The sequence below is a fragment of the Streptomyces sp. NPDC002896 genome, assembly GCF_040295225.1.
Taxonomy (GTDB): Bacteria; Actinomycetota; Actinomycetes; order Streptomycetales; family Streptomycetaceae; genus Streptomyces.
This window is the reverse complement of sequence record NZ_JBEOVA010000007.1, coordinates 211,731-232,464: the sequence shown is the minus strand read 5'-3', so window position 1 is coordinate 232,464 and position 20,734 is coordinate 211,731. Positions and strand designations below refer to the sequence as shown.

At 69.2% G+C, this 20,734-nt stretch carries 19 protein-coding genes; 14 read left to right on the top strand and 5 right to left on the bottom strand.

The features are described 5' to 3' along the window. Positions 1 to 33 precede the first annotated feature (33 nt). From rpsK to truA, 4 genes are all read left to right on the top strand, one after another. Positions 34 to 438 (top strand): 30S ribosomal protein S11, encoded by a 405-nt coding sequence (rpsK, locus tag ABT009_RS14830; protein ID WP_351293444.1) that lies wholly within the window; start codon positions 34 to 36, stop codon positions 436 to 438. 143 nt (positions 439 to 581) lie between these two features. Further along, entirely contained in the window at positions 582 to 1,604 is a 1,023-nt protein-coding gene (locus tag ABT009_RS14825; RefSeq protein WP_003966937.1) for a DNA-directed RNA polymerase subunit alpha, read from the top strand. Between the two features lie 158 nt (positions 1,605 to 1,762). Next, entirely contained in the window at positions 1,763 to 2,293 is a 531-nt protein-coding gene (rplQ, locus tag ABT009_RS14820; RefSeq protein WP_351293441.1) for a 50S ribosomal protein L17, read from the top strand. Between the two features lie 71 nt (positions 2,294 to 2,364). Next, positions 2,365 to 3,228, top strand: a complete 864-nt coding sequence (gene truA, locus ABT009_RS14815; protein WP_351293438.1) for a tRNA pseudouridine(38-40) synthase TruA — start codon at positions 2,365 to 2,367, stop codon at positions 3,226 to 3,228. A 107-nt stretch (positions 3,229 to 3,335) separates the two neighbouring features. On the opposite strand, the gene ABT009_RS14810 is transcribed toward truA, so the two are convergent. Together ABT009_RS14810 and ABT009_RS14805 are read right to left on the bottom strand one after the other, a co-directional pair. Then, complete coding sequence (locus ABT009_RS14810; protein ID WP_351293435.1) at positions 3,336 to 5,012, bottom strand: ArnT family glycosyltransferase; 1,677 nt, start codon at positions 5,010 to 5,012, stop codon at positions 3,336 to 3,338. Positions 5,013 to 5,116: 104 nt separating this feature from the next. Beyond that, a complete protein-coding gene (locus ABT009_RS14805; RefSeq protein ID WP_351293433.1) occupies positions 5,117 to 6,349 on the bottom strand; it encodes a GH12 family glycosyl hydrolase domain-containing protein in 1,233 nt (410 codons plus the stop codon). Positions 6,350 to 6,700: 351 nt separating this feature from the next. Here ABT009_RS14805 and ABT009_RS14800 point away from each other — a divergent pair, with 351 nt between their 5' ends. From ABT009_RS14800 to ABT009_RS14780, 5 genes are all read left to right on the top strand, one after another. After that, positions 6,701 to 8,116, top strand: a complete 1,416-nt coding sequence (locus tag ABT009_RS14800) for a glycosyltransferase family 2 protein (RefSeq protein ID WP_351293986.1) — start codon at positions 6,701 to 6,703, stop codon at positions 8,114 to 8,116. A 4-nt stretch (positions 8,117 to 8,120) separates the two neighbouring features. Further along, positions 8,121 to 9,152 carry a glycoside hydrolase family 26 protein gene (locus ABT009_RS14795; RefSeq protein WP_351293431.1) on the top strand — a complete coding sequence of 344 codons (1,032 nt, stop codon included), beginning with the start codon at positions 8,121 to 8,123 and terminating at the stop codon, positions 9,150 to 9,152. Then, complete coding sequence (locus ABT009_RS14790; protein WP_351293428.1) at positions 9,152 to 10,966, top strand: glycosyltransferase family 39 protein; 1,815 nt, start codon at positions 9,152 to 9,154, stop codon at positions 10,964 to 10,966. Before ABT009_RS14795 ends, ABT009_RS14790 begins: the two co-directional genes overlap by 1 nt. Before the next feature lie 37 nt (positions 10,967 to 11,003). After that, positions 11,004 to 12,320 carry a UDP-glucose dehydrogenase family protein gene (locus ABT009_RS14785; protein WP_351293425.1) on the top strand — a complete coding sequence of 439 codons (1,317 nt, stop codon included), beginning with the start codon at positions 11,004 to 11,006 and terminating at the stop codon, positions 12,318 to 12,320. A 64-nt stretch (positions 12,321 to 12,384) separates the two neighbouring features. Beyond that, positions 12,385 to 13,098 (top strand): polyprenol monophosphomannose synthase, encoded by a 714-nt coding sequence (locus ABT009_RS14780; protein ID WP_351293983.1) that lies wholly within the window; start codon positions 12,385 to 12,387, stop codon positions 13,096 to 13,098. A gap of 8 nt (positions 13,099 to 13,106) precedes the next feature. On the opposite strand, the gene ABT009_RS14775 is transcribed toward ABT009_RS14780, so the two are convergent. Further along, a complete protein-coding gene (locus ABT009_RS14775) occupies positions 13,107 to 13,982 on the bottom strand; it encodes a hypothetical protein (protein WP_351293422.1) in 876 nt (291 codons plus the stop codon). Positions 13,983 to 14,094: 112 nt separating this feature from the next. Here ABT009_RS14775 and ABT009_RS14770 point away from each other — a divergent pair, with 112 nt between their 5' ends. The 4 genes from ABT009_RS14770 to glmM all read left to right on the top strand — a co-directional run bounded on the left by ABT009_RS14770 (position 14,095) and on the right by glmM (position 18,081). After that, complete coding sequence (locus tag ABT009_RS14770; RefSeq protein WP_351293419.1) at positions 14,095 to 15,336, top strand: glycosyltransferase family 87 protein; 1,242 nt, start codon at positions 14,095 to 14,097, stop codon at positions 15,334 to 15,336. 208 nt (positions 15,337 to 15,544) lie between these two features. After that, on the top strand, positions 15,545 to 15,988 hold the full coding sequence (gene rplM, locus ABT009_RS14765) for a 50S ribosomal protein L13 (RefSeq protein WP_351293416.1): 444 nt from the start codon (positions 15,545 to 15,547) through the stop codon (positions 15,986 to 15,988). A gap of 42 nt (positions 15,989 to 16,030) precedes the next feature. After that, positions 16,031 to 16,543 (top strand): 30S ribosomal protein S9, encoded by a 513-nt coding sequence (gene rpsI / locus ABT009_RS14760; protein WP_351293413.1) that lies wholly within the window; start codon positions 16,031 to 16,033, stop codon positions 16,541 to 16,543. A 179-nt stretch (positions 16,544 to 16,722) separates the two neighbouring features. Further along, positions 16,723 to 18,081, top strand: coding sequence for a phosphoglucosamine mutase (gene glmM / locus ABT009_RS14755; RefSeq protein ID WP_351293410.1), 1,359 nt, complete (start codon positions 16,723 to 16,725; stop codon positions 18,079 to 18,081). 108 nt (positions 18,082 to 18,189) lie between these two features. Here glmM and ABT009_RS14750 read toward each other — a convergent pair whose 3' ends face one another. Together ABT009_RS14750 and coaA are read right to left on the bottom strand one after the other, a co-directional pair. After that, positions 18,190 to 19,155 (bottom strand): DUF389 domain-containing protein, encoded by a 966-nt coding sequence (locus tag ABT009_RS14750; RefSeq protein WP_351293407.1) that lies wholly within the window; start codon positions 19,153 to 19,155, stop codon positions 18,190 to 18,192. Positions 19,156 to 19,275: 120 nt separating this feature from the next. Beyond that, on the bottom strand, positions 19,276 to 20,265 hold the full coding sequence (coaA, locus tag ABT009_RS14745; RefSeq protein ID WP_351293404.1) for a type I pantothenate kinase: 990 nt from the start codon (positions 20,263 to 20,265) through the stop codon (positions 19,276 to 19,278). A gap of 174 nt (positions 20,266 to 20,439) precedes the next feature. On the opposite strand from coaA, the gene ABT009_RS14740 reads away from it, so the two are divergent. Further along, the gene (locus tag ABT009_RS14740; protein ID WP_502989875.1) at positions 20,440 to 20,700 is read left to right on the top strand and encodes a hypothetical protein; all 261 of its coding nucleotides are present in this window, start codon (positions 20,440 to 20,442) and stop codon (positions 20,698 to 20,700) included. Positions 20,701 to 20,734 lie beyond the last annotated feature (34 nt).

The window sequence follows — 20,734 nt, the reverse complement described above, 5'->3', positions numbered from 1 at the left end:
GTAGGACCGACCACCTCCCGTAGGAGTTAAGACATGCCCCCCAAGGGACGTCAGGGCGCTGCCAAGAAGGTGCGCCGCAAGGAAAAGAAGAACGTCGCTCACGGCCACGCGCACATCAAGAGCACGTTCAACAACACCATCGTTTCGATCACCGACCCGACCGGCAACGTGATCTCCTGGGCCTCCGCCGGCCACGTCGGCTTCAAGGGTTCGCGCAAGTCCACCCCGTTCGCCGCGCAGATGGCCGCCGAGTCGGCCGCCCGCCGCGCGCAGGAGCACGGCATGCGCAAGGTCGACGTCTTCGTCAAGGGCCCGGGCTCGGGTCGTGAGACGGCCATCCGTTCGCTGCAGGCGACCGGTCTCGAGGTCGGCTCCATCCAGGACGTCACCCCCACCCCGCACAACGGCTGCCGTCAGCCCAAGCGCCGCCGCGTCTGAGGTCCGGTTGTCTTGAGGATTCGGGCGGTACGTCCCCTTCGGGCCGTGCCGCCCGTACCCTTGCAGTACCCCGCCGGGTGACCGCGCGGGTTCCGTCGGGCGTCAAATAGCGGGCGCCCACGACTGAAGGATCTGATCCACACATGCTGATCGCTCAGCGTCCCTCGTTGACCGAAGAGGTCGTCGACGAGTTCCGCTCCCGGTTCGTGATCGAGCCGCTGGAGCCGGGCTTCGGCTACACCCTCGGCAACTCCCTGCGTCGCACGCTCCTGTCCTCGATTCCGGGTGCGGCGGTCACGTCCATCCGTATCGACGGTGTCCTGCACGAGTTCACCACCGTGCCGGGCGTCAAGGAGGACGTCACCGACCTGATCCTCAACATCAAGCAGCTGGTCGTCTCCTCGGAGCACGACGAGCCGGTCGTGATGTACCTGCGCAAGCAGGGCCCGGGTCTGGTCACCGCCGCCGACATCGCGCCGCCGGCCGGTGTCGAGGTGCACAACCCCGACCTCGTCCTCGCCACGCTCAACGGCAAGGGCAAGCTGGAGATGGAGCTGACCGTCGAGCGCGGTCGCGGCTACGTCTCCGCCGTGCAGAACAAGCAGGTGGGCCAGGAGATCGGCCGTATCCCGGTCGACTCGATCTACTCGCCGGTGCTCAAGGTCACGTACAAGGTCGAGGCGACCCGTGTCGAGCAGCGCACCGACTTCGACAAGCTGATCGTCGACGTCGAGACCAAGCAGGCCATGCGTCCGCGTGACGCCATGGCGTCGGCCGGTAAGACCCTGGTCGAGCTGTTCGGTCTGGCGCGCGAGCTCAACATCGACGCCGAGGGCATCGACATGGGTCCGTCCCCGACGGACGCCGCGCTCGCTGCCGACCTGGCGCTGCCGATCGAGGAGCTCGAGCTCACCGTTCGCTCGTACAACTGCCTGAAGCGCGAGGGCATCCACTCCGTGGGTGAGCTCGTGGCTCGTTCCGAGGCCGACCTGCTCGACATCCGCAACTTCGGTGCGAAGTCGATCGACGAGGTCAAGGCGAAGCTGGCCGGTATGGGCCTGGCCCTCAAGGACAGCCCGCCCGGATTCGACCCGACCGCTGCGGCCGACGCCTTCGGCGCCGACGACGACGCGGATGCGGGCTTCGTCGAGACCGAGCAGTACTGAGCGCTCCGCGAGGACCGTTCTTAGCTGCGGGCCCGCTGTGGCTGGTCGCGCAGTTCCCCGCGCCCCTTTGGGGCGCGGGGTCTCCGACGGGCAACCGCCCGCTCGGATACTGACCCCGGTACCTGATACGGCCGGGGCAGACACCTAGGAGAGACACCATGCCGAAGCCCACCAAGGGTGCCCGTCTGGGCGGCAGCGCCGCGCACGAGAAGCTGCTCCTCGCGAACCTCGCGAAGTCGCTGTTCGAGCACGGCCGTATCACCACCACCGAGGCGAAGGCGCGCAAGCTGCGTCCGTACGCTGAGCGTCTGGTCACCAAGGCGAAGAAGGGCGACCTTCACAACCGCCGTCAGGTGCTCCAGGTCATCACGGACAAGAGCATCGTGCACACGCTCTTCACCGAGATCGGCCCGCGGTACGAGAACCGCCCGGGTGGCTACACCCGGATCACCAAGATCGGTAACCGCCGTGGCGACAACGCGCCCATGGCCGTCATCGAGCTGGTGGAGGCGCTGACCGTGGCCCAGCAGGCCACCGGTGAGGCCGAGGCCGCGACGAAGCGTGCGGTCAAGGAAGACGCCCTGAAGAAGGACGAGGCTCCGGCTGCCGCCGAGGCCAAGGCCGACGAGGTCGTCGAGGCCAAGGACGAGGCCGCCGAGGCCCCGGCCGAGGAGTCCAAGGACGCCTGAGGCTCTGCCTGGCTGTGAGCGGGTCCGCCCTTCGGGGCGGGCCCGTTTCGCGTTGCTGAGAGGATCTTTGTGTGAGTGACGAAGTGGAGCCCGCGTTCGTGCGGGTGCGGTTGGATCTCTCCTACGACGGGACCGAGTTCTCCGGGTGGGCCAAGCAGGCCGGGGGACGGCGGACCGTGCAGGGGGAGATCGAGGACGCCCTGCGGACCGTGACGCGCTCCGGGGCCACCACGTACGAGCTGACCGTGGCGGGACGGACGGATGCCGGGGTGCACGCGCGCGGGCAGGTCGCCCATGTCGATCTGCCGCAGGACGTCTGGGGCGAGCATCACTCGAAGCTGCTCAAGCGGCTCGCCGGGCGGCTGCCCAGGGACGTACGGGTGTGGGCCCTGCGGGAGGCGCCCAGCGGCTTCAACGCACGGTTCTCGGCCGTCTGGCGGCGGTACGCCTATCGCGTCACCGACAACCCCGGGGGCGTGGACCCGCTGCTGCGCAACCACGTCCTCTGGCACGACTGGCCGCTCGACGTCGACGCGATGAACGAGGCGGCTCAACGGTTGCTGGGGGAGCATGACTTCGCCGCCTACTGCAAGAAGCGGGAAGGTGCGACGACCATTCGTACGCTGCAGGAGCTGAGCCTGCGCAAGGGCGAGGACGGCATCATCACCGCCACCGTGCGGGCCGACGCGTTCTGCCACAACATGGTGCGGTCCCTCATCGGCGCGCTGCTGTTCGTGGGGGACGGGCATCGGGGGACCGACTGGCCTGGGAAAGTGCTCGCCGCGGGCGTACGGGACTCGGCCGTGCATGTCGTGCGGCCGCACGGGCTGACGCTGGAAGAAGTCGGCTACCCGGCCGACGAGTTGCTGGCCGCGCGCAACAAGGAGGCGCGGAATCGGCGGTCTCTGCCGTCGCGGGGTGGGTGCTGCGGCTAGGACCGCCAGGGGGCCGGCGTGCGGAGGTGATCGTCGCCCGACCCGCCACGGCTGACGGATTCCGGCGAGGGCCCGGTTCGCGCAGGTGCGCTGCCCGGGCCCTCGCGTCACTTCTTCCCGAAGCCCGGCGCAAAGTAGATCGTGTACACGCCGTCGCCGGTCCGGGTGCTCTTGACGACCTTGTGCACCCGGTATCCCGCCTCCTTGAGGGTGGGCTGGAGCGCGACGTCGATGTCCGGCGTCTGGGTGAAGTCCAGGACGACGATCGAGTAGTAGTGGTCCTTGACGGCGGCCTGGAGGGCCGGGGCGCCTGACAGCGTCTTCTTGGTCCCCGGGTCGGTGTAGCTCTTGCCGACGAGGTCCTGCCACTGCGGCCAGTTGGTCTGTGCCCTGAGGTAGTACGCCGGGACGTTGTAGTTCTCGACGAGGTACTCCTCCTTGCCCTTCTTGACGTACGGGCGCAGCGCGGACACCAGGCCGGAGGAGTCGGACCACTCGGCGTACATGTGTGCGGCCTGGCCCGCCCCGAAGTAGCCGAGGGGGCCGACCACCAGGGCGGTGACCAAGACACCGACGGTGACGTGGAGTTTGTCGCGTAGAGCGACGAAGATCCGGGCGAGCAGCAACCCGGCCGCGATGCAGGCGAACCAGGCACCGAAGTCGACGTGCTTCTGCAGCGACAGCCAGGTGTGGATGCGGATCTGGTTGGCCGGTGCGAGCACACCGCCGATGAAGAGCACCAGCGCGAGCCAGACGTCGGCCTTGTGGGCCCGTCCGCGCCAGCTGGCTACCAGGGTCACCAGTACCCCGATGAAGGCCAGGACCAGCAGCGGGCCGACCCACTTGGCGGCTTCCCCCGCGACGTATGAGACGGGATCGGTGCCCGGCTTGCGCATGAGGGTGGTGTGCGTGAAGCCGTCGACGTGGGTCTTCGCCGTGACGGCGGGCATCAGGAGGGCGACGAGCCAGAGGACGGTGAGTTCGATCCCTCGCCGTATGCGGATCGCCGACCAGGCGGATCCGCCGTGCCCGGCGAAGATCGCGATGCCGATGACGACCGGGGTCCACAGCAAGGAGGCGTACTTGGTCCAGTCGGCCAGAGCCATGATCACGGCAGCCGCGAGCATGCTGGGGTATCCGCCGCCGGTGGTGAGCCGGACCGTGAAATAGGCCGCCCAGGCCAGCAGCGTGAGCGCCATCGCGTCGTACGTGGAGTAGCTGCTGAGGAGCTGGGTGGGGCCCAGCGCGACGAACAGCGCGGCCGCGAAGAAGGCCGCCACGGAGCCGTACATCCGCCGGGTGGCCAGGTGGAGGGCGATGGTGGCGGTGAGCATGAAGGCCATGCTCAGCAGCCGGGCGCCGAGCAGGCCGCCGACCATGTCGGCCATCGCGACCACGACCGGGTAGATCATGGGAGAGCCGGAGAAGAAGCTCGCGTAGTCGGCGACGGGATCGCCGTGCAACAGGTGCGCGATCTGGTTGTAACCGGCGTAGATGTACGTGCCTTCGTCGACGAACGCCGTGTTGTCGTCGGTGAGGCGGTAGGCGAGCACGGCCTGCACCAGCAGGACGGCCAGCAGCGGCAGCCAGTCCGTACGGAAGGCGGCCTTCGGCGGCTTGGCGACCGGCTCCAGACGCCGGCGGGCCAGCCTCTCGGAGGTACGGCGCGCGGCGACTTCGTCGGCGACCGTCCCCAGCGGCATGGTGGTGTCCACGGCGGGCCGGGTGCGCGTCGGACGGGGCCTGGTGCCCTCGGGTCTGATCCAGGTGCCATCTGCCGTCATCAGGTCGTCTCTCTCGCTCGGACTTCGGAGCCCTGACCCGACGGAACCCCCCCGCAAGGTCTATCGCTCAAATGTGTGGACGATGTGCGGATGATAGGCCATCGTCAGGAAGCCAGGCCGTTGTAGGGCAGCGTCCAGCGTTGCGACGTTCCCTCGTGACATGGCCGCAGCGTCGCCGTGATGCCGACCGCCAAGGAGCCCTTGTCGGTGTCCAGGCAGCGGCCGGACGCGGAGTTCACGAGCCGGTTGCCCGGGCCGGCCGCCCAGCGCTGGGCGACGCTTCGGGTGCAGTCGGCCAGCACCGCCGTGGTCACGCCGCGGTGGGTGCCGCCCGGCTGGAGACAGCGTCCGCCGGTACGCAGTGAACCGTCGTTGGCCACCGTCCAGGTCGTTCTCCCGCCGCTGCCGCCACAGGATCCGGTGACGACCTCGTCGCCGTCCGCCCGCAGGCAGACCCCCGTCGCGCCGGACCGTACGACCCCGCTCGGCAGACCGGTGCGGTTGTGGAAGGCGAAGGAGAAGGTGCGCAGGCCGACGCCACCGCTCCAGATCTCGAAGCCGGCCGCGACCTTGCACAGGTAGGACGCCGGCGGGATGTAGCCGCGCTGGAGGGCGTCCGCCGTGAACAGCCGCAGGTTGAGCCCGCGGACGGTGCGGGTCGGGTTCGTCCTGACATAGCTGATCACGCTGTGGGCGCTGGTGATGGGCGCCTTGTACACCTCGTACGCCGCGTCCCCGAGGGTCACCGTCCCGGACATCCGGCTGCCGGCGGGCACGACGTTGTCGGTGGCGTCCAGCCAGATCATCAGCTCGGCGCTGTCGGCGGAGTCGCAGTCGCTCTTGCTCGGGCCGTACCAGAGGTCGTACGCCAAGTTGTACGAGCCGGAGGCGGCGGGCCAGGCCGACCAGTCACTGGTCGCGTCGCCCAGCTCGGCGACGGGTACGGGCAGTCCCGCCGTGCCGGGGACGGTGGCGATGTTGGGGTAGGCGCGAGGGGCCTTCGCGTCCTTGGCGACGAGACCGCGCACTTCGGAGACGGTGAAGCCGGCGTCGCCGGGGGTGTTCAGGCAGACGGTGCCGGCGGAGGCGTTCCAGCGGTTGGGCTCGATGCTGTACTTGTGGCCCTTCACCAGCCGTTGGGGATACGGCTTCTCGGCGGAGGTGCACACCGTGGCGGCGCCGGTGGGGGTGGCCGCGGCGGTGGACGGGCTTGTGCCGGGCTTCGCGGCGGGAGCGGCCGCATGGCCGGAGCAGCCCGCGACCAGGGTGAGAACGGCACAGTACGTCACCGTCCGGAACCAGGCTTTCACTGACAGGTAGATCACCCCGTACGGCATGTCACGACCTTGTGTCGCAGATATTTCCATGCCGGATGCATGGCGATTTGTTCACCAGTTCCTTAACTAGCCCGCTCGAAAGGTCGAAAAAAAACCGTACTATCTTCACTCAATCGGATGAGGATACTCATGAGCGCCCGGGGGGGCATAGGAATGACCGTCATAGACGGGCCCACGGTGGGGGGTGGGAGCAGAGGTGCGGCCTCTCACCGCAGACTGAGGCGCGGGCAACCCTCCCGCAGGCTGCACGGGCTGCTGCCGCAGCCGCCCGACAACGAGGAGAAGTACTCCTACACGAGCCGGCACCTGTGGGTGCTCACCTGCTGCTCCATCATCAGCTTCTGCTGTCTGGTGGCCAGTCAGGTGGCGCTCGCCCAGTCCTCCTCGTGGCTGTGGATCTATCTGCCGTTCCTGCTGTTCACGGTGCTGTACTACCTGGTCTCCCTCAAGGTGAACGGCTTCACCAAGGACTTCGACCTCAAGGCGCACCGTGAGCTGGTGCGGGACTGGCGGCCGGAGCGCTACCCGACCGTGGATGTGTTCCTGCCTGTGTGCGGCGAGCCGATCGAGGTGCTGCACAACACCTGGACCCATGTGGCCCGGCTGCGCGACCGCTACCCCGGTGTGGTGACCCCGTACGTCCTCGACGACTCGGCGAGCGACCAACTCGCGGCGATGGCGGTGGACTTCGGCTTCGTGTACGGCACTCGTCGCAATCGGGGCTGGTTCAAGAAGGCCGGGAATCTGCACTTCGGATTCCAGAACTCCGACGGTGAGTACATCCTCATCCTGGACGCCGACTTCGCCCCCCGTGAGGACCTTCTGGAGGAACTTCTCCCGTACATGGAGAAGGATCCGGATGTCGGAATTGTCCAGTCTCCGCAGTTCTTCCGGATCCTCGACTCGCAGAACTGGATAGAGCGCGGCGCGGGCGCGGTGCAGGAGCTCTTCTACCGCTCCGTCCAGGTCTCCCGGCAGAACAACGACGGCGCGATCTGCGTCGGCAGCTGCGCCGTCTACCGGCGCGCCGCCCTGGAGACCAACGGCGGCACCACGCTGATCGAGCACTCCGAGGACGTCCACACCGGGTTCGACCTGCGCGGCCTCGGCTGGGACCTGCGCTACGTGCCCGTCGCGCTGTCCACCGGCGTCTGCCCGGACACGGCGGGGGCCTTCTTCAACCAGCAGTACCGCTGGTGCTCGGGATCGATGAGCCTGCTGGGCAGCGAGAAGTTCTGGAAGGCCAACCTTCGGCCGGAATCCCGGCTGTGCTACATGTCCGGATTCTTCTACTACATTCACACGGCGCTGTTCACCGTCGTCTCGCCGCTGATCCCGATCGTGCTGCTGCTGGCCATGCCGGAGATGCTGAAGATCGAATACATGGGCCTGGTGCTCCCGAGCCTGGTGTACACCACGCTGATCTTTCCGCTCTGGCACCGCAACCCGTACCGCCTGGAGGCCTGGGCGGCCCGGATGATGTACGGCTGGGCGCATCTGTTCGCCATCTGGGACATCCTCCGCAAGAACCGCATGGGCTGGCAGCCGACCGGATCCAGCGGCGCCAAGAAGAACAAGACCCGGCGCTTCTGGATCGGCATGATCGTCTGGGGCGGCGGCACGGCCGCGGTCTGGGTGGGGGCCGCGACCTGGCGCATGCTCACCATGAACCCGCTGGACTTCGCCCTCGTACTGGCTTCCGGGCTCTTCTACGCCGTCGTCGTCGGGCGTGTGCTGGTCCAGCCGCGCAGCCGGGAAGCGGTGTGACCCGATGTTCACCCACCATCCCGGCGCCGCCTTCCGGCGCGCTCTGCCGCTGCTGGCCCTGCTGACGGCCTGCCTCATGCTGATGACCGGCTGCGGTCTCACCGCCGCCTCCGGACGCTCCGGCGACTCGCAAGCCCAGCCGGGCGAAACCTCCGGCGCCGACGACGCGACTCCCGTCACGCCCTACGACGTCACCCCACTGCTCAAGCCGAAGGACAAGTACCTCGGGGTCGCGCTGGACGGCGTGCCCAGGTCGCTGAAGGCACTCGACACGTACACCAAAAGGATCGGCAAGCACCCCAACGTTCTGGAGTACTACGCGGCGTTCGGCGACGGTTTCGACACCAGCGGTGTCCGCCGGATCTACCAGAGGGGCGCGCTGCCCTTCATGGCCTGGGAGCCTTTCAAACCCTCACTGAAGTCCATCGCGGACGGCAAGTCGGACGCGTACGTCAAGGCCATGGCGCGGGACATCGTGCGCCTCAATCTGCCCATCGCCATCAGCTTCGGGCACGAGATGAACGGCGACTGGTACGCCTGGGGTCGAACCAAGGCCACGCCCGCCGACTTCGTGGCGGCCTGGCGGCACATCCACGACATCTTCCAGGACGCGGGCGCGACCAACGTGATCTGGGTGTGGACGCCGAACGTCATCAACCCGATGCCCAACGTCGACCTCAAGCAGTACTACCCCGGCGACGCCTACGTGGACTGGGCCGGGATGATCGGCTACTACACCATTACCGGGGCGACCACCTTCAAGACCCTGTACGGCCCGACGATGCGGGAGATCAGGACCTTCACCAAGAAGCCGATCTTCATAGCGGAGACGGCCGCGCAGGAAGGGCAGCGCCGACGGGCCGACGTCAACGACCTCTTCGACGGCGTCGAGGCCCGCGACGACGTGATCGGCTTCATCTGGTTCAACATTCCCAAGCGCGCCGACTGGCGGATCGAGATCAGCCCGCTCGCCCTCGCCCAGTACCGCAAGCGCGCGCAAGACCCCGACTTCGGCTTCGACATCAGGAAGCAGTAGTGAACGAGCAGACTGATTCCTGGTTCAGTCCGGCCAGCCCGCCGCCCGACTGGGATCCCGCGCAGGCCGACCCGAACCGCTACGCCGATCCGGCGATGCAGCAGGTCCAGTACCGAAGCCCTGCCGACCACCCGCCCTTCTACGCCTACCCGGACCCGATTCCTGCCCCGCGCGGCGGTCTGGCTCCGGCCCCAGTCCCGGCCATGAGGCCTGTGCCGGCCCCGGCGGCCGTGGTGCCGGGGACGGAAAGCAACATGTACGAGGGCCAGTTCGACTACGAGGTCCAGTTCGACGAGCGGTACGAGGCGCCGGTCGTCGAGAAGCCCGCGTACGAGATACCCGCGACCCCCGAGACCGGCTGGTCCGCGGCGCCCAGCCGCCGGCGCCGCTGGATCGGCCGGATCCTGCTGCTCGGCGTGCTGGCCATGCAGGCGCTGCTCTCGCTTCGGCTGGTCGACTCCGCGAGCCCCGAGGAGGCCGCGAACCTGGTCGTCGGCCGCCAGGAGTTCGACCACCTGGTCAACGGCACCGCCGTCACCACCGACCTCGTGGATCGCGTACCCGGCTCCGCGTCGCTGTACCCGGTCCTGGCCGGCGCCGCCGACAAGCTCCACGGACTGGCGGGGGCCCGGCTGCTCAGCCTGCTGTTCGCCCTGGTCGCCACAGCGCTGCTGTACTCGCTGACCCGCCGCATGTTCAACGAGCGCGTGGCGAGCAGTGCGGCCGCCGCGTACGCGGTCCTCCAGTCCACCGTCGTCGTGGGCTACTACGCGTCGCCGGACGCGCTGGCGCTGATGCTGGTCGCCCTCGCGGCGTGGATCGTCGTCTACACCGACCGCGCCCCTGCGCTGGTCGTGCTGGCGGCGGCTCCGGTGGCCGCGCTCGCGGCGGCCGTGGACCACACATCGGTGCTCGTCCTGCCCACCCTGCTGCTGCTGGCGGTACACACGGCCTGGCCGTACAAGGGCCCCGCCAAGGGCATCCTGCGCGGTGTCGTGCTGGGCGCGGGGATCGCTGCTCCGCTGCTGGTCACCGGTGCGCTCACCGCCATCAGGGAGGGAACGCTCTCCCGCGGCCAGGGCAGTGAGAGCTCCCTGAGCATCCTGAGCACGTCCGCCCAGTGGAGCGGCTTGTTCCTGCTGCTCGCCTGTGGCGGGGCGATCGCGTGGGTCAGGCGGGAGCGGATGAACGAGGCCGTCGACATGGACAGCGTCCCCGGCTCGCCGCTGCGCCGGGCGGCGCTCGGACTGACGCTGTGCGCGACAGCGGCCCTCGTACCGCTGCTCCAGGCCCACCTGCACACGTCGGCGGGGATGTTCCGGCACATCGCATTCGGTCTGCTGCTGGCCGCGCCGCTGGCCGGGCTCGGCATCACCCGCATGATCGGCGCCCACTTCCGCCACCCCCAACTGGGCATCCTGGTCTGGGTCCTGATGCTCGCCCTGGGCATCTCCCAGTCGGCCCAGCGCTTCGATAGCTGGGCGAGCTCCGGAAACCTGGCCGAGGTACTGCGCGCCCACGTCGACACCAAGGGCAGGTACCTGACCGAGGTGGACGGCCTGCCCCAGTACTACCTGGGCTCCGTCACCACCCCCGGCCAGTGGATCTCCCTCCGTGAGGGCCACGTCGGCGACGTCACGAAGGGCCGCTACGCCCTGATCGTCCTCGACACGGTCTCGTCCGACGCCGGGACGGCCCGGGACAAGGCCATCACCAAGGCCATTCGCGCCGGCGGCCATTACCGCCTGATCGCGCAGTTGCCCCATCGTGTCACCGGCGAGGCCGGTGTGTACCGGGTCTACGTCAAGCAGTAGGCCGAACCGGTCCATCCGCAAGGAGGTGCCGCTGACCATGCGGCTCACTGTCATCGGCACCGGCTACCTCGGTGCCACCCATGCCGCCTGTATGGCGGAGCTCGGACACGAGGTGCTCGGGGTCGACGTGGACCCCGACAAGGTCGCAGCGCTGCAGGCCGGCCGGGTGCCGTTCCATGAGCCCGGGCTGCCCGAGCTGATCGCGAAGCACACGGCGAGCGGACGGCTCCGGTTCACGACCGACTACGCGGAGGCCGGGGCCTTCGGCGAGGTGCACTTCGTGTGCGTCGGAACCCCGCAACGCAAGGGCTCCGAGGGTGCCGACCTGACATACGTCGACGCGGCCTTCGCGGCGATCGCCGAGCACGCGGCCGAGGGCTCGCTGCTGGTCGGCAAGTCGACCGTGCCGGTCGGCACGGCCGGCCGGCTGGCCGAAACTCTTGATGCCGAGGTCGCCTGGAACCCGGAGTTCCTGCGGGAGGGCTTCGCCGTCGAGGACACGCTGCGGCCGGACCGGCTGGTGTTCGGCGTGCAATCCGAGCGCGCCGAAGCGATCCTCCGACAGGTGTACACCCCCGTCCTCGACGCCGGGACGCCGCTGGTTACCGCCGACTTCCCAACCGCCGAGCTGGTCAAGACGGCCGCCAACGCCTTCCTCGCCACCAAGATCTCCTTCATCAACGCGATGGCCGAGGTCTGTGAGGCCGCGGGCGGCGACGTCGGCGTCCTCGCCGAGGCGATCGGCTACGACGACCGGATCGGCCGCAAGTTCCTCCGCGCCGGCGTCGGCTTCGGCGGCGGCTGTCTGCCCAAGGACATCCGCGCCTTCGCGCACCGCGCCGACGAGCTGGGGGTCTCGCTGGCGTTCCTGCGCGAGGTGGACGCGATCAACATGCGCCGCCGCGACAAGGTTGTCGGGCTGGCGCGCGAGCTGTGCGGGGGAGCGGTGCTGGGGGCCCGTATCGCCGTACTCGGAGCGGCCTTCAAGCCCGACTCCGACGACATCCGTGACTCGCCCGCGCTCAACGTGGCCGCGCGGCTGCGTCTCGACGGCGCCGACGTCGCGGTCTACGACCCCGAGGCGCTGGACAACGCTCGCAAGGCATTCCCGCTCCTCGGGTACGCGATGTCGGCCGAGGAGGCGCTGCGGGGGGCCGATCTCGTGCTGCATCTGACCGAGTGGCCCGAGTTCCGGGAGATCGATCCGGAGTGGGCTGCGTCGCTGGTGTCCCGTCCGCGGATCGTGGACGGCCGGGGGGTGCTCGACGCGGACCGCTGGACCGCGGCGGGCTGGCATTTCCAGGCGCTGGGAAGACCCGCGCCGGTCGGGGAGAGGCCCATCCGGGGCCTCTAGGGGAGGGAAAGAGAAAGACGTGACGGCCTACGACAGATACCCCGGCGTACCGGTCACCATCGTGATGCCGACGTACAACGAGGCGGCGAACCTGCCCCGGATGGCCGAGCTGGTGCTCAGCCTGCCGATCGACGGGCTGCACCTGAAGATCGTCGACGACTCCAGCCCGGACGGCACCGGGCGGATCGCCGAGGAGCTCGCCGAGAAGTACAACTGGGACGGACGCCGCCGCATGAGCGTGCTGCACCGCATCGAGAAGGACGGCCTCGGGCGGGCCTACGTCGCGGGCATGAGCGCCGCGCTCGCGGAGGGCGCCGAGTACGTCGTCCAGATGGACGCCGACGGCAGCCACCCGGTGGAAGCGGTCCCACGCATGCTCGGCACGGCCGTGGCCTCGGGGGTGGGACTGGTCGTCGGCAGCCGGTACGTCGAGGGCGGCTCGCTGGACGAGGAGTGGGGCAAGCACCGCGTCCTGCTGTCCCGCTTCGCCAATCGCTACGCGCGCACCGTGCTCGGCACGAAGATCCGCGACATCACGGCCGGCTTCAACCTCTGGTCGGCCCAGACGCTCCGTGACGTCGACCTGCACTCCCTGGACAGCGCCGGCTACAGCTTCCAGGTCGAGCTCAAGTACAAGGCGGTACGGGCGGGGCACAGCGCGGTCGAGATCCCGATCCGGTTCGAGGAGCGGACCGAAGGGGTGTCGAAGATGACGCTTCGTACGCAGCTGGAGTCGGCGGTGGTGCCGATCCGGCTGCGCATGAAGCACAGCCGCTAGACCGCGGGTTACGAGGCGTTGGCGGCCGCCGACGCTTGCGCCTCTCCGCGGCGGCGGATCTGCCGGAACGTGAACTCGGCGAGGTCGTCGCCCGTGGTGAAGACCGCGCTGTCCTTCTGCGTCACGTTCTTGCCGCTCGTGAAACCGGCGTTGGTGAGGTACACGTAGCGCCCGTACGAATTGGTCGTGGTGCGGCAGACCGTCGTACGGCAGAAGGCCGGGACGCCGGAGCCGGACAGGGAGGCCACGTTGCCCTTGTCCGCCGCGTTCTTGGCCTTGGTGGCCTTGGCCTCGGTGTCGAACACGGCGACGCCGACCGTGACCGCGACGCCGTTCCTGGAATAGGTGGCGCGGATCAGGCGGGTGCAGTCGTTGCCGGTGAGGACCTTGGCGAGGTCGCCCTGGACGGCCGTGCCGCACTTGGTCGTGTTGCTGGTGGCGCCCTTCTTGTAGACCCGCTCGCCCATCGTCAGGCTGCTGCCGGGGAAGAGCGTGTCGGCGCTGAGGGGTGCGGTGTCCTTCTTGGCGCTGGAGACGAAGTCCTTCGGGTCCAGCGGGGGCGGGGGAGTGGTCTCCGCGAAGGACGGGCCGGGCTGTGTCGTGTCGCTCGGGATGTCCGCGGAGGTGGGGAGCTTGTCCGGGGGCTGGTTCGACGCCGAGTCGCCGCTGTTGGCGGAGACGACCGCCGTCGCGACGAGCGCACCGACCACGACCGTGGCCAGCGCGCTGCCGCCTATCCACAGCCACCTGCGGCGGCGTGCGCGCGCCTCCGAAGCCTCGGCGAGCGCCGCCCAGTCGGGTGTCGCCGAACCCGAACCCCAGTTGGGGGTACCCGAATTCGGTCCCCCGGGACCCCACTGAGGCCCCCCTTGCCCAAAGCTCATGGGGCGAATCTTAGACGTGGGCCCACCGCCCCAGGACCCGGGCGGGGACACGATCCCGGCACGCCGGGGCACGTTCCGGGAACAGGGATCGGCGGGCCCTAGCGTGATCGTTATGAACAAGGACGAGGGCGGCATGTCCGGTGAACCGGACGAGAGGGACAGTGTTCCGTTGTGCCGGGCCCGTGACTGGTTGCTGCAGCCCGCCGGACCGCTCGCCGGAACTCTGCTCGTCCTCCTGCTCGTGGCCCGCGCGGTATATGTGGCCATGGTCTCGGCGGGCGGGGGCATGGACAACGCCTTCGTCGTGCGCGCCGCGGCGTCCTGGCTGGACGGCGGAGCGCCCTATGCGGACCGCCGCTTCCTCTATCTCCCAAGTGCGGTGATCGCCGCCGCACCCCAGGCGATGCTGCCCACGTCAGTGGTACGGATCGTGGTGCCGCTGCTCGTCGTCGCGGCGCTGACCGCCGGGTGGGCCTGCGCGCTGCGGATCTTCGACGTGGCCTGGCGCAGCCGCTTCGCCGCACTCGGGCTGCTCGGAATCTTTTTGGTCTGGGCGCCGTTCGAGCACCTCATCCACCTCGGGAACTGGACCGTGACGGCCGCCCTCGCCCTGCCCCTCGCCCTGCTCCTCGCCGACCGGGGGCGCTGGCCCGCCGCAGGCGCGGTCGTCGGGGCGGCCATCGCCCTGAAGCCGCTGCTCGCGCCGATCGTGTTGCTGTTCGTCTTCGCGCGGCAGTGGCGGGCCCTGGGCTGGATGGTGGCGGTGCCCGCGGCGGCCTCGGTGTGCGCGGGGCTGATGATGCCGGACCCGTCCGGCTTCCTGACCCGGACGCTGCCCTTCCTGCTGCGCGGCGGGGACGCCCTCATGCAGCCCTACGACGCGTCGGCGGTCGCGGTGCTGCCACGGCTCGGGGTGCCGCAGACGGTGGCGGTGGTGGTGGGGGCAGCGGCCGCGGCGGCAGGTGTGGTCTGTGCGTGGCGGCGCTGGCGGCGCGGCGATCCGGGGCCTGCCCGGCTGGTCGAGACCGCCGTGATGCTGATGCTGGCGGCCTTCCTCGTCTCCAGGCCCTCGTACGACCACTACCTGGTCGTCGTCGTGCCGCTGCTGCTCGCCGGGGTCCTGCAGCCGGGGGCCGCTGCCCGGTCCCCGTGGTTCTGGGTCGCTCTCGTTCCCCAGGTCCAGGGGATCACCCTGCCGTATCTCGAGGGGGCGACCCGCAGGGCCTTCAAGGACTTCATCACGCTCTGCGCCCTGGCGGCGACTGTCGGCGTCCACTGCGCGCGTGCCCGGCCGTCCAGGCCTCCGGGGTACCCTGAAACACGGCAGGTGTCCCTGTGCGACCGGTCGTTTTGACCCGCCCGTGTTGGCCCAGGTATCCTGCCTGTTCGTTATGTGTATTGGCTTGCTCATTCTCACGTGAGGGGCCCTTACACCGGTCCACCGGGCCGATGACCAGCGGCAAGCACTCGGTTTGCGTCACCGACGTGCGGCAAGGGCTGTCGTGATCGTCCGTGGTGGCCTTGTCAGGACCCACTCACTGAAGAAGCGAAGGCTACGAACCGTGCGTACGTACAGCCCCAAGCCCGGCGATGTCACGCGCCAGTGGCACGTCATCGACGCTCAGGACGTTGTCCTGGGCCGTCTGGCGTCGACTGCCGCCACCCTTCTGCGGGGCAAGCACAAGCCGATCTACGCGCCGCACGTCGACGCTGGTGACTTCGTCGTCATCATCAACGCCGACAAGGTGCACCTCTCCGGCAACAAGCGGACCCAGAAGATGGCGTACCGCCACTCGGGCTACCCGGGTGGTCTGCGCTCCGTCCGCTACGACGAGCTGCTCGCGAAGAACCCGGAGAAGGCCATCGAGAAGGCCGTCAAGGGCATGCTCCCCAAGAACACCCTGGGCCGTCAGATGCTCTCCAAGCTGAAGGTCTACTCGGGCGACCAGCACCCGCACGCTGCCCAGCAGCCGGTGCCGTTCGAGATCACCCAGGTCGCGCAGTAAGTCCGGCCACCCCCTAAGACTGAAGAGAATCTGAGGAGAATCGTGGCCGAGACCACTGCCGAGCAGCCGCTCGAAGAGATCGACATCGAGAGCTACACCACCGAGACCGAGGTCCCCGTCGAGGGCGAGTACACCTCCGAGTCCCTGGCTTCCCGCTTCGGCGAGCCCCAGCCGGCCGCCGGCCTGGGCCGTCGCAAGAACGCCATCGCCCGCGTCCGGATCGTTCCGGGCACCGGCAAGTGGAAGATCAACGGTCGCACCCTCGAGGACTACTTCCCGAACAAGGTGCACCAGCAGGAAGTCAACGAGCCCTTCAAGGTGCTCGAGCTCGAGGGCCGCTACGACGTCATCGCCCGTATCGCGGGTGGCGGCGTCTCCGGTCAGGCCGGCGCCCTGCGCCTCGGCGTGGCCCGTGCCCTGAACGAGGCCGACGTGGACAACAACCGCGGCGCGCTGAAGAAGGCCGGCTTCCTGCGCCGCGACGACCGCGCGGTCGAGCGGAAGAAGGCCGGTCTGAAGAAGGCCCGCAAGGCTCCGCAGTACAGCAAGCGCTAATCGCTGTTTGTACAGCACGTTCGCCCCGGCGGCACGCAGTGTGCTGCCGGGGCGTTCGTTTATCACAGATACGCGGCGTATAACGGCATAAGAGCAAGGGCGTTAGGCCGCTTGTACGTTCGGACTCTTTCCGAAGCTTCTGAGCCGCTTCGAAGACTGCGAAAGTTCGGAGGACACCAGTGGGACGACTCTTCGGCACGGACGGCGTGCGCGGTGTCGCCAACGCGGATCTGACGGCTGAGCTCGCGCTCGGTCTGTCGGTCGCGGCGGCGCACGTGCTCGCCGAGGCGGGCACCTTCGAGGGCCACCGGCCGGTGGCGGTGGTCGGTCGGGATCCGCGCGCGTCCGGGGAGTTCCTGGAGGCCGCCGTGGTCGCGGGCCTGGCCAGCGCCGGTGTCGACGTCCTGCGTGTCGGCGTGCTGCCCACCCCCGCGGTGGCGTATCTCACCGGCGAGCTGGGCGCCGACCTCGGCGTGATGCTCTCCGCGAGCCACAACGCGATGCCCGACAACGGCGTCAAGTTCTTCGCCCGCGGCGGCCACAAGCTCGCCGACGAGCTCGAGGACAAGATCGAGGCCGTGTACGAGGAGCACCGCACCGGCGCTCCCTGGGACCGTCCGACCGGCGCGGGCGTCGGCCGGGTCAAGTCGTACGACGAGGGGTCCGAGCGGTACGTCGCGCATCTCCTCGGTGTCCTGCCGAACCGGCTCGACGGGCTGAAGGTCGTCCTCGACGAGGCGCACGGCGCGGCTGCCGGCGTCTCGCCCGAGGCGTTCCGGCGGGCCGGTGCCGAGGTCGTCACGATCGGCACCGACCCCGACGGGCTGAACATCAACGACGGCTGCGGCTCCACCCATCTGGATCTGCTGAAGGCCGCCGTCGTCGAGCACGGCGCCGCCTTCGGCATCGCGCACGACGGTGACGCGGACCGCTGCCTCGCCGTGGACCACACGGGAGCCGAGGTCGACGGCGACCAGATCCTCGCCGTGCTGGCCCTGGCGATGCGCGAGCACGGCGAACTGCGCGAGGACACCGTCGTCGCGACGGTCATGTCCAACCTGGGCTTCAAGCTCGCCATGGAGCGCGAGGGTCTGTTCCTCGTGCAGACCGCCGTCGGCGACCGCTATGTGCTCGAGGAGATGAAGGAGAACGGCTACGCGCTCGGCGGCGAGCAGTCCGGGCACGTGATCGTCCTCGACCACGCCACGACCGGCGACGGCACGCTGACCGGCCTGCTGCTTGCGGCGCGGGTCGCCGAGACGGGACGTACGCTCGCGGACCTGGCCGCCGTCATGGAGCGGCTGCCGCAGGTGCTCGTCAACGTGCCGGACGTCGACAAGTCAAAGGTGCACACCTCCGCCGAGCTGACCACCGCGGTCGCCGACGCGGAACGCGAACTGGGCGCCACGGGACGTGTGTTGCTGCGCCCGTCCGGCACCGAGCCGCTGGTACGCGTCATGGTGGAGGCCGCCGACATCGACCAGGCGCGGTCGGTCGCCGGGCGGCTCGCCGACGTGGTGAAGTCGGCGCTCGGCTAGGCCTGTTGATGGAGAGGCCACCCCAAGGGGTGGCCTCTCTGCGTTTCTCCGCCGGTGTCTTGTCGGGGCGTCAGATCCGGTCCGGCACACGGCTGCAGCGGGATGCGCTCAGTGCGCCGGAGGCGGGAGCGGCTGCCGGCCGCGGGCGGTGCGCCGGCGCTGTGCGTTCCACAGGAGCATCTGCGCCAGGAGCGTGAGCGTGCCGGCGAGGACGATGCCGAGCAGGTTGAGCAGGAGCTGTTCCGCGGAGCCCCACGCCTGGCGGTACTCGTCGTAGCTGAAGGCGACGGCGGCGTTCGCGGCGGCCGGGACCGTCGTCACCGAGATGGCGACGCCGACCAGCGCGCCGGACTTCGCGGACGTCAGAGAGAGGGTGCCCGCGGCGCCCGCGAGGACGGCCACGACGAACGAGAACCAGTCCGGCCGGTAGATGAAGTTGGTGTTCGGACGCTCGGCGTCCAGCTGCTCGGCGCTGAACAGGTGCACCGCGTCCATGAAGTAGCTGAAGACCACCGTCACCAGCATTGCTACGGCGAAGCCCACGAGCAGCGCGGTCAGCGACCGCAGCGCGAGCCGCGGCGCACGGCGCACCAGGGCGGTCGAGAGCCCGGCGAGGGGCCCGAACTCGGGGCCGACGGCCATCGCGCCCACGATCAGGATCGCGTTGTCGAGAACCACACCGCAGGCCGCGATCATCGTGGCGAGCGTGATGAAGGCGACGTAGGTGAAGGAGAGCGTCGACTCCTCGTGCGTCGCGTCCGTCAGGTGCTCCCACAGCACCGCGTCCGCGGCCTCGCCCGGCGCCTCCTCCTCTGCCTTGTCGGCGCGCTTGGACAGCGACAGGTCGATGTTCTCGACGGCGATCGAGCCGAGCTCCTCGATGCCCAACGCCTGCAGCCCGGAGAGCAGTTCGTCGCCCGCCTCCCGGGCTACGTCGCACAGCACCAAGTCGCCAGGGGGATTGCGGGCCGCGCCGGGCAGCACGGCGAGATGCGTCGTGCCGGTGGTCCTCTCGATGAGGCGCACCACCTCGTCGGTGCGGTCCGACGGGGTGATCAGGCGCAGATGCAGCATGGCGGCAGCGTAACCGGCAGGTTTGCGGCACGGTCACGGGTTGGGCATGGTCACAGGCCGGGCATGGTCACGGGCCGGGCACGGTCATGGCTCGGGCATGGTCCACAGGCTGGGGAGCAGTCAGAGCTTCCGCAGGCTCAGCCGCTGCACCTTGTGGTCGGGGCCCTTGCGCAGGACGAGCGTGGCGCGGCCGCGCGTGGGCGCCACGTTCTCCAGCAGATTGGGCTTGTTGATGGTCCGCCAGGTCATGCGTGCGTAGTCGAGGGCCTCCTCCTCGGAGACCTGGGTGTACTTGCGGAAGTACGAGGACGGGTTCTGGAAGGCGGTCTCGCGCAGCTTGCGGAAGCGGTTCAGATACCAGCTCTCGATGTCCTCGGTGCGCGCGTCCACGTACACGCTGAAGTCGAAGTAGTCGGCGAGGCCGACCCGGGTGCGGCCGTCCTTGCCGGGCAGCGCGGGCTGCAGGACGTTGAGGCCCTCGACGATGAGGATGTCGGGGCGGCGGACCGTGAGCTTCCGGCCGGGCATGATGTCGTAGATCAGGTGCGAGTAGACGGGGGCCGTCACCTCGTCCTTGCCGGCCTTGATGTCGGCGACGAAGCGGGTGAGGGCGCGGCGGTCGTACGACTCGGGGAAGCCCTTGCGTGACATCAGGCCGCGCGTCTCGAGCTCCTTGGTGGGCAGCAGGAAGCCGTCCGTGGTGACCAGTTCGACGCGCGGGTGCTCGGGCCAGCGGGAGAGCAGCGCCTGCAGCAGACGCGCGACGGTGGACTTGCCGACCGCGACAGAGCCCGCGATCCCTATGACGAACGGTGTGCCCGACTGGGAGCCCTTCTCGCCGAGAAAGGTGTTGAGTGCGCCGCGGAGCTTGCTGGTCGAGCCGACGTACAGATTGAGCAGCCGGGACAGCGGCAGATAGATGTCCCGCACTTCGTCGAGGTCGATGACGTCGCCCAGGCCGCGCAGCTTCTCGACCTCATGCGCGGTCAGCGGCAGTGGCGTCTTGTCGCGCAGGGCGCTCCATTCGGCACGGGTGAGGTCGACGTAGGGAGTCGCCTCCGGCCTGGACCGGTGGGCGCTCCGCGGCTGCGTGAAGACCGTTGAGATCACAGTCCATTGTTACGGGAGTTTGAACGCCACGGGGCGTGGGGTCGGTCACGCGGGTATACCCGGGCGTCCGGCCGTCTGCGGCACGAGGTCTGGACCTGCGTGCCGCGCAGGGATACGGTCCCGCCACCCGGTGCCGAGCCGCGTACCGGTACCGCAGGGGGTCTGGGGGTCGCGATGTCCGTACATCTTCGTGTTTTCGCCCGTCGCCGGGGTGCCTTACGAGGTGCGCGGGCGGGTGTGCGGGCCGGTGAGCGAGCGGATTTCGCGGGGAAGGTCTGCAGCGAACTGTCCGCGGATCTCCCGGACGAGGACCTGGGCGAGAACCTCGGCGACGCCTTGGACCTCTACGAGATGGGCAGCAAGCCGCGGTGCGAGGAGGTCGAGTACCTGGAGCTCGTGCAGGAGGCGATCGAGCGGATCGAACGGGGGGAGTGATCGCCCGTCGGTGGTGCGCATAGCACAAAACGGG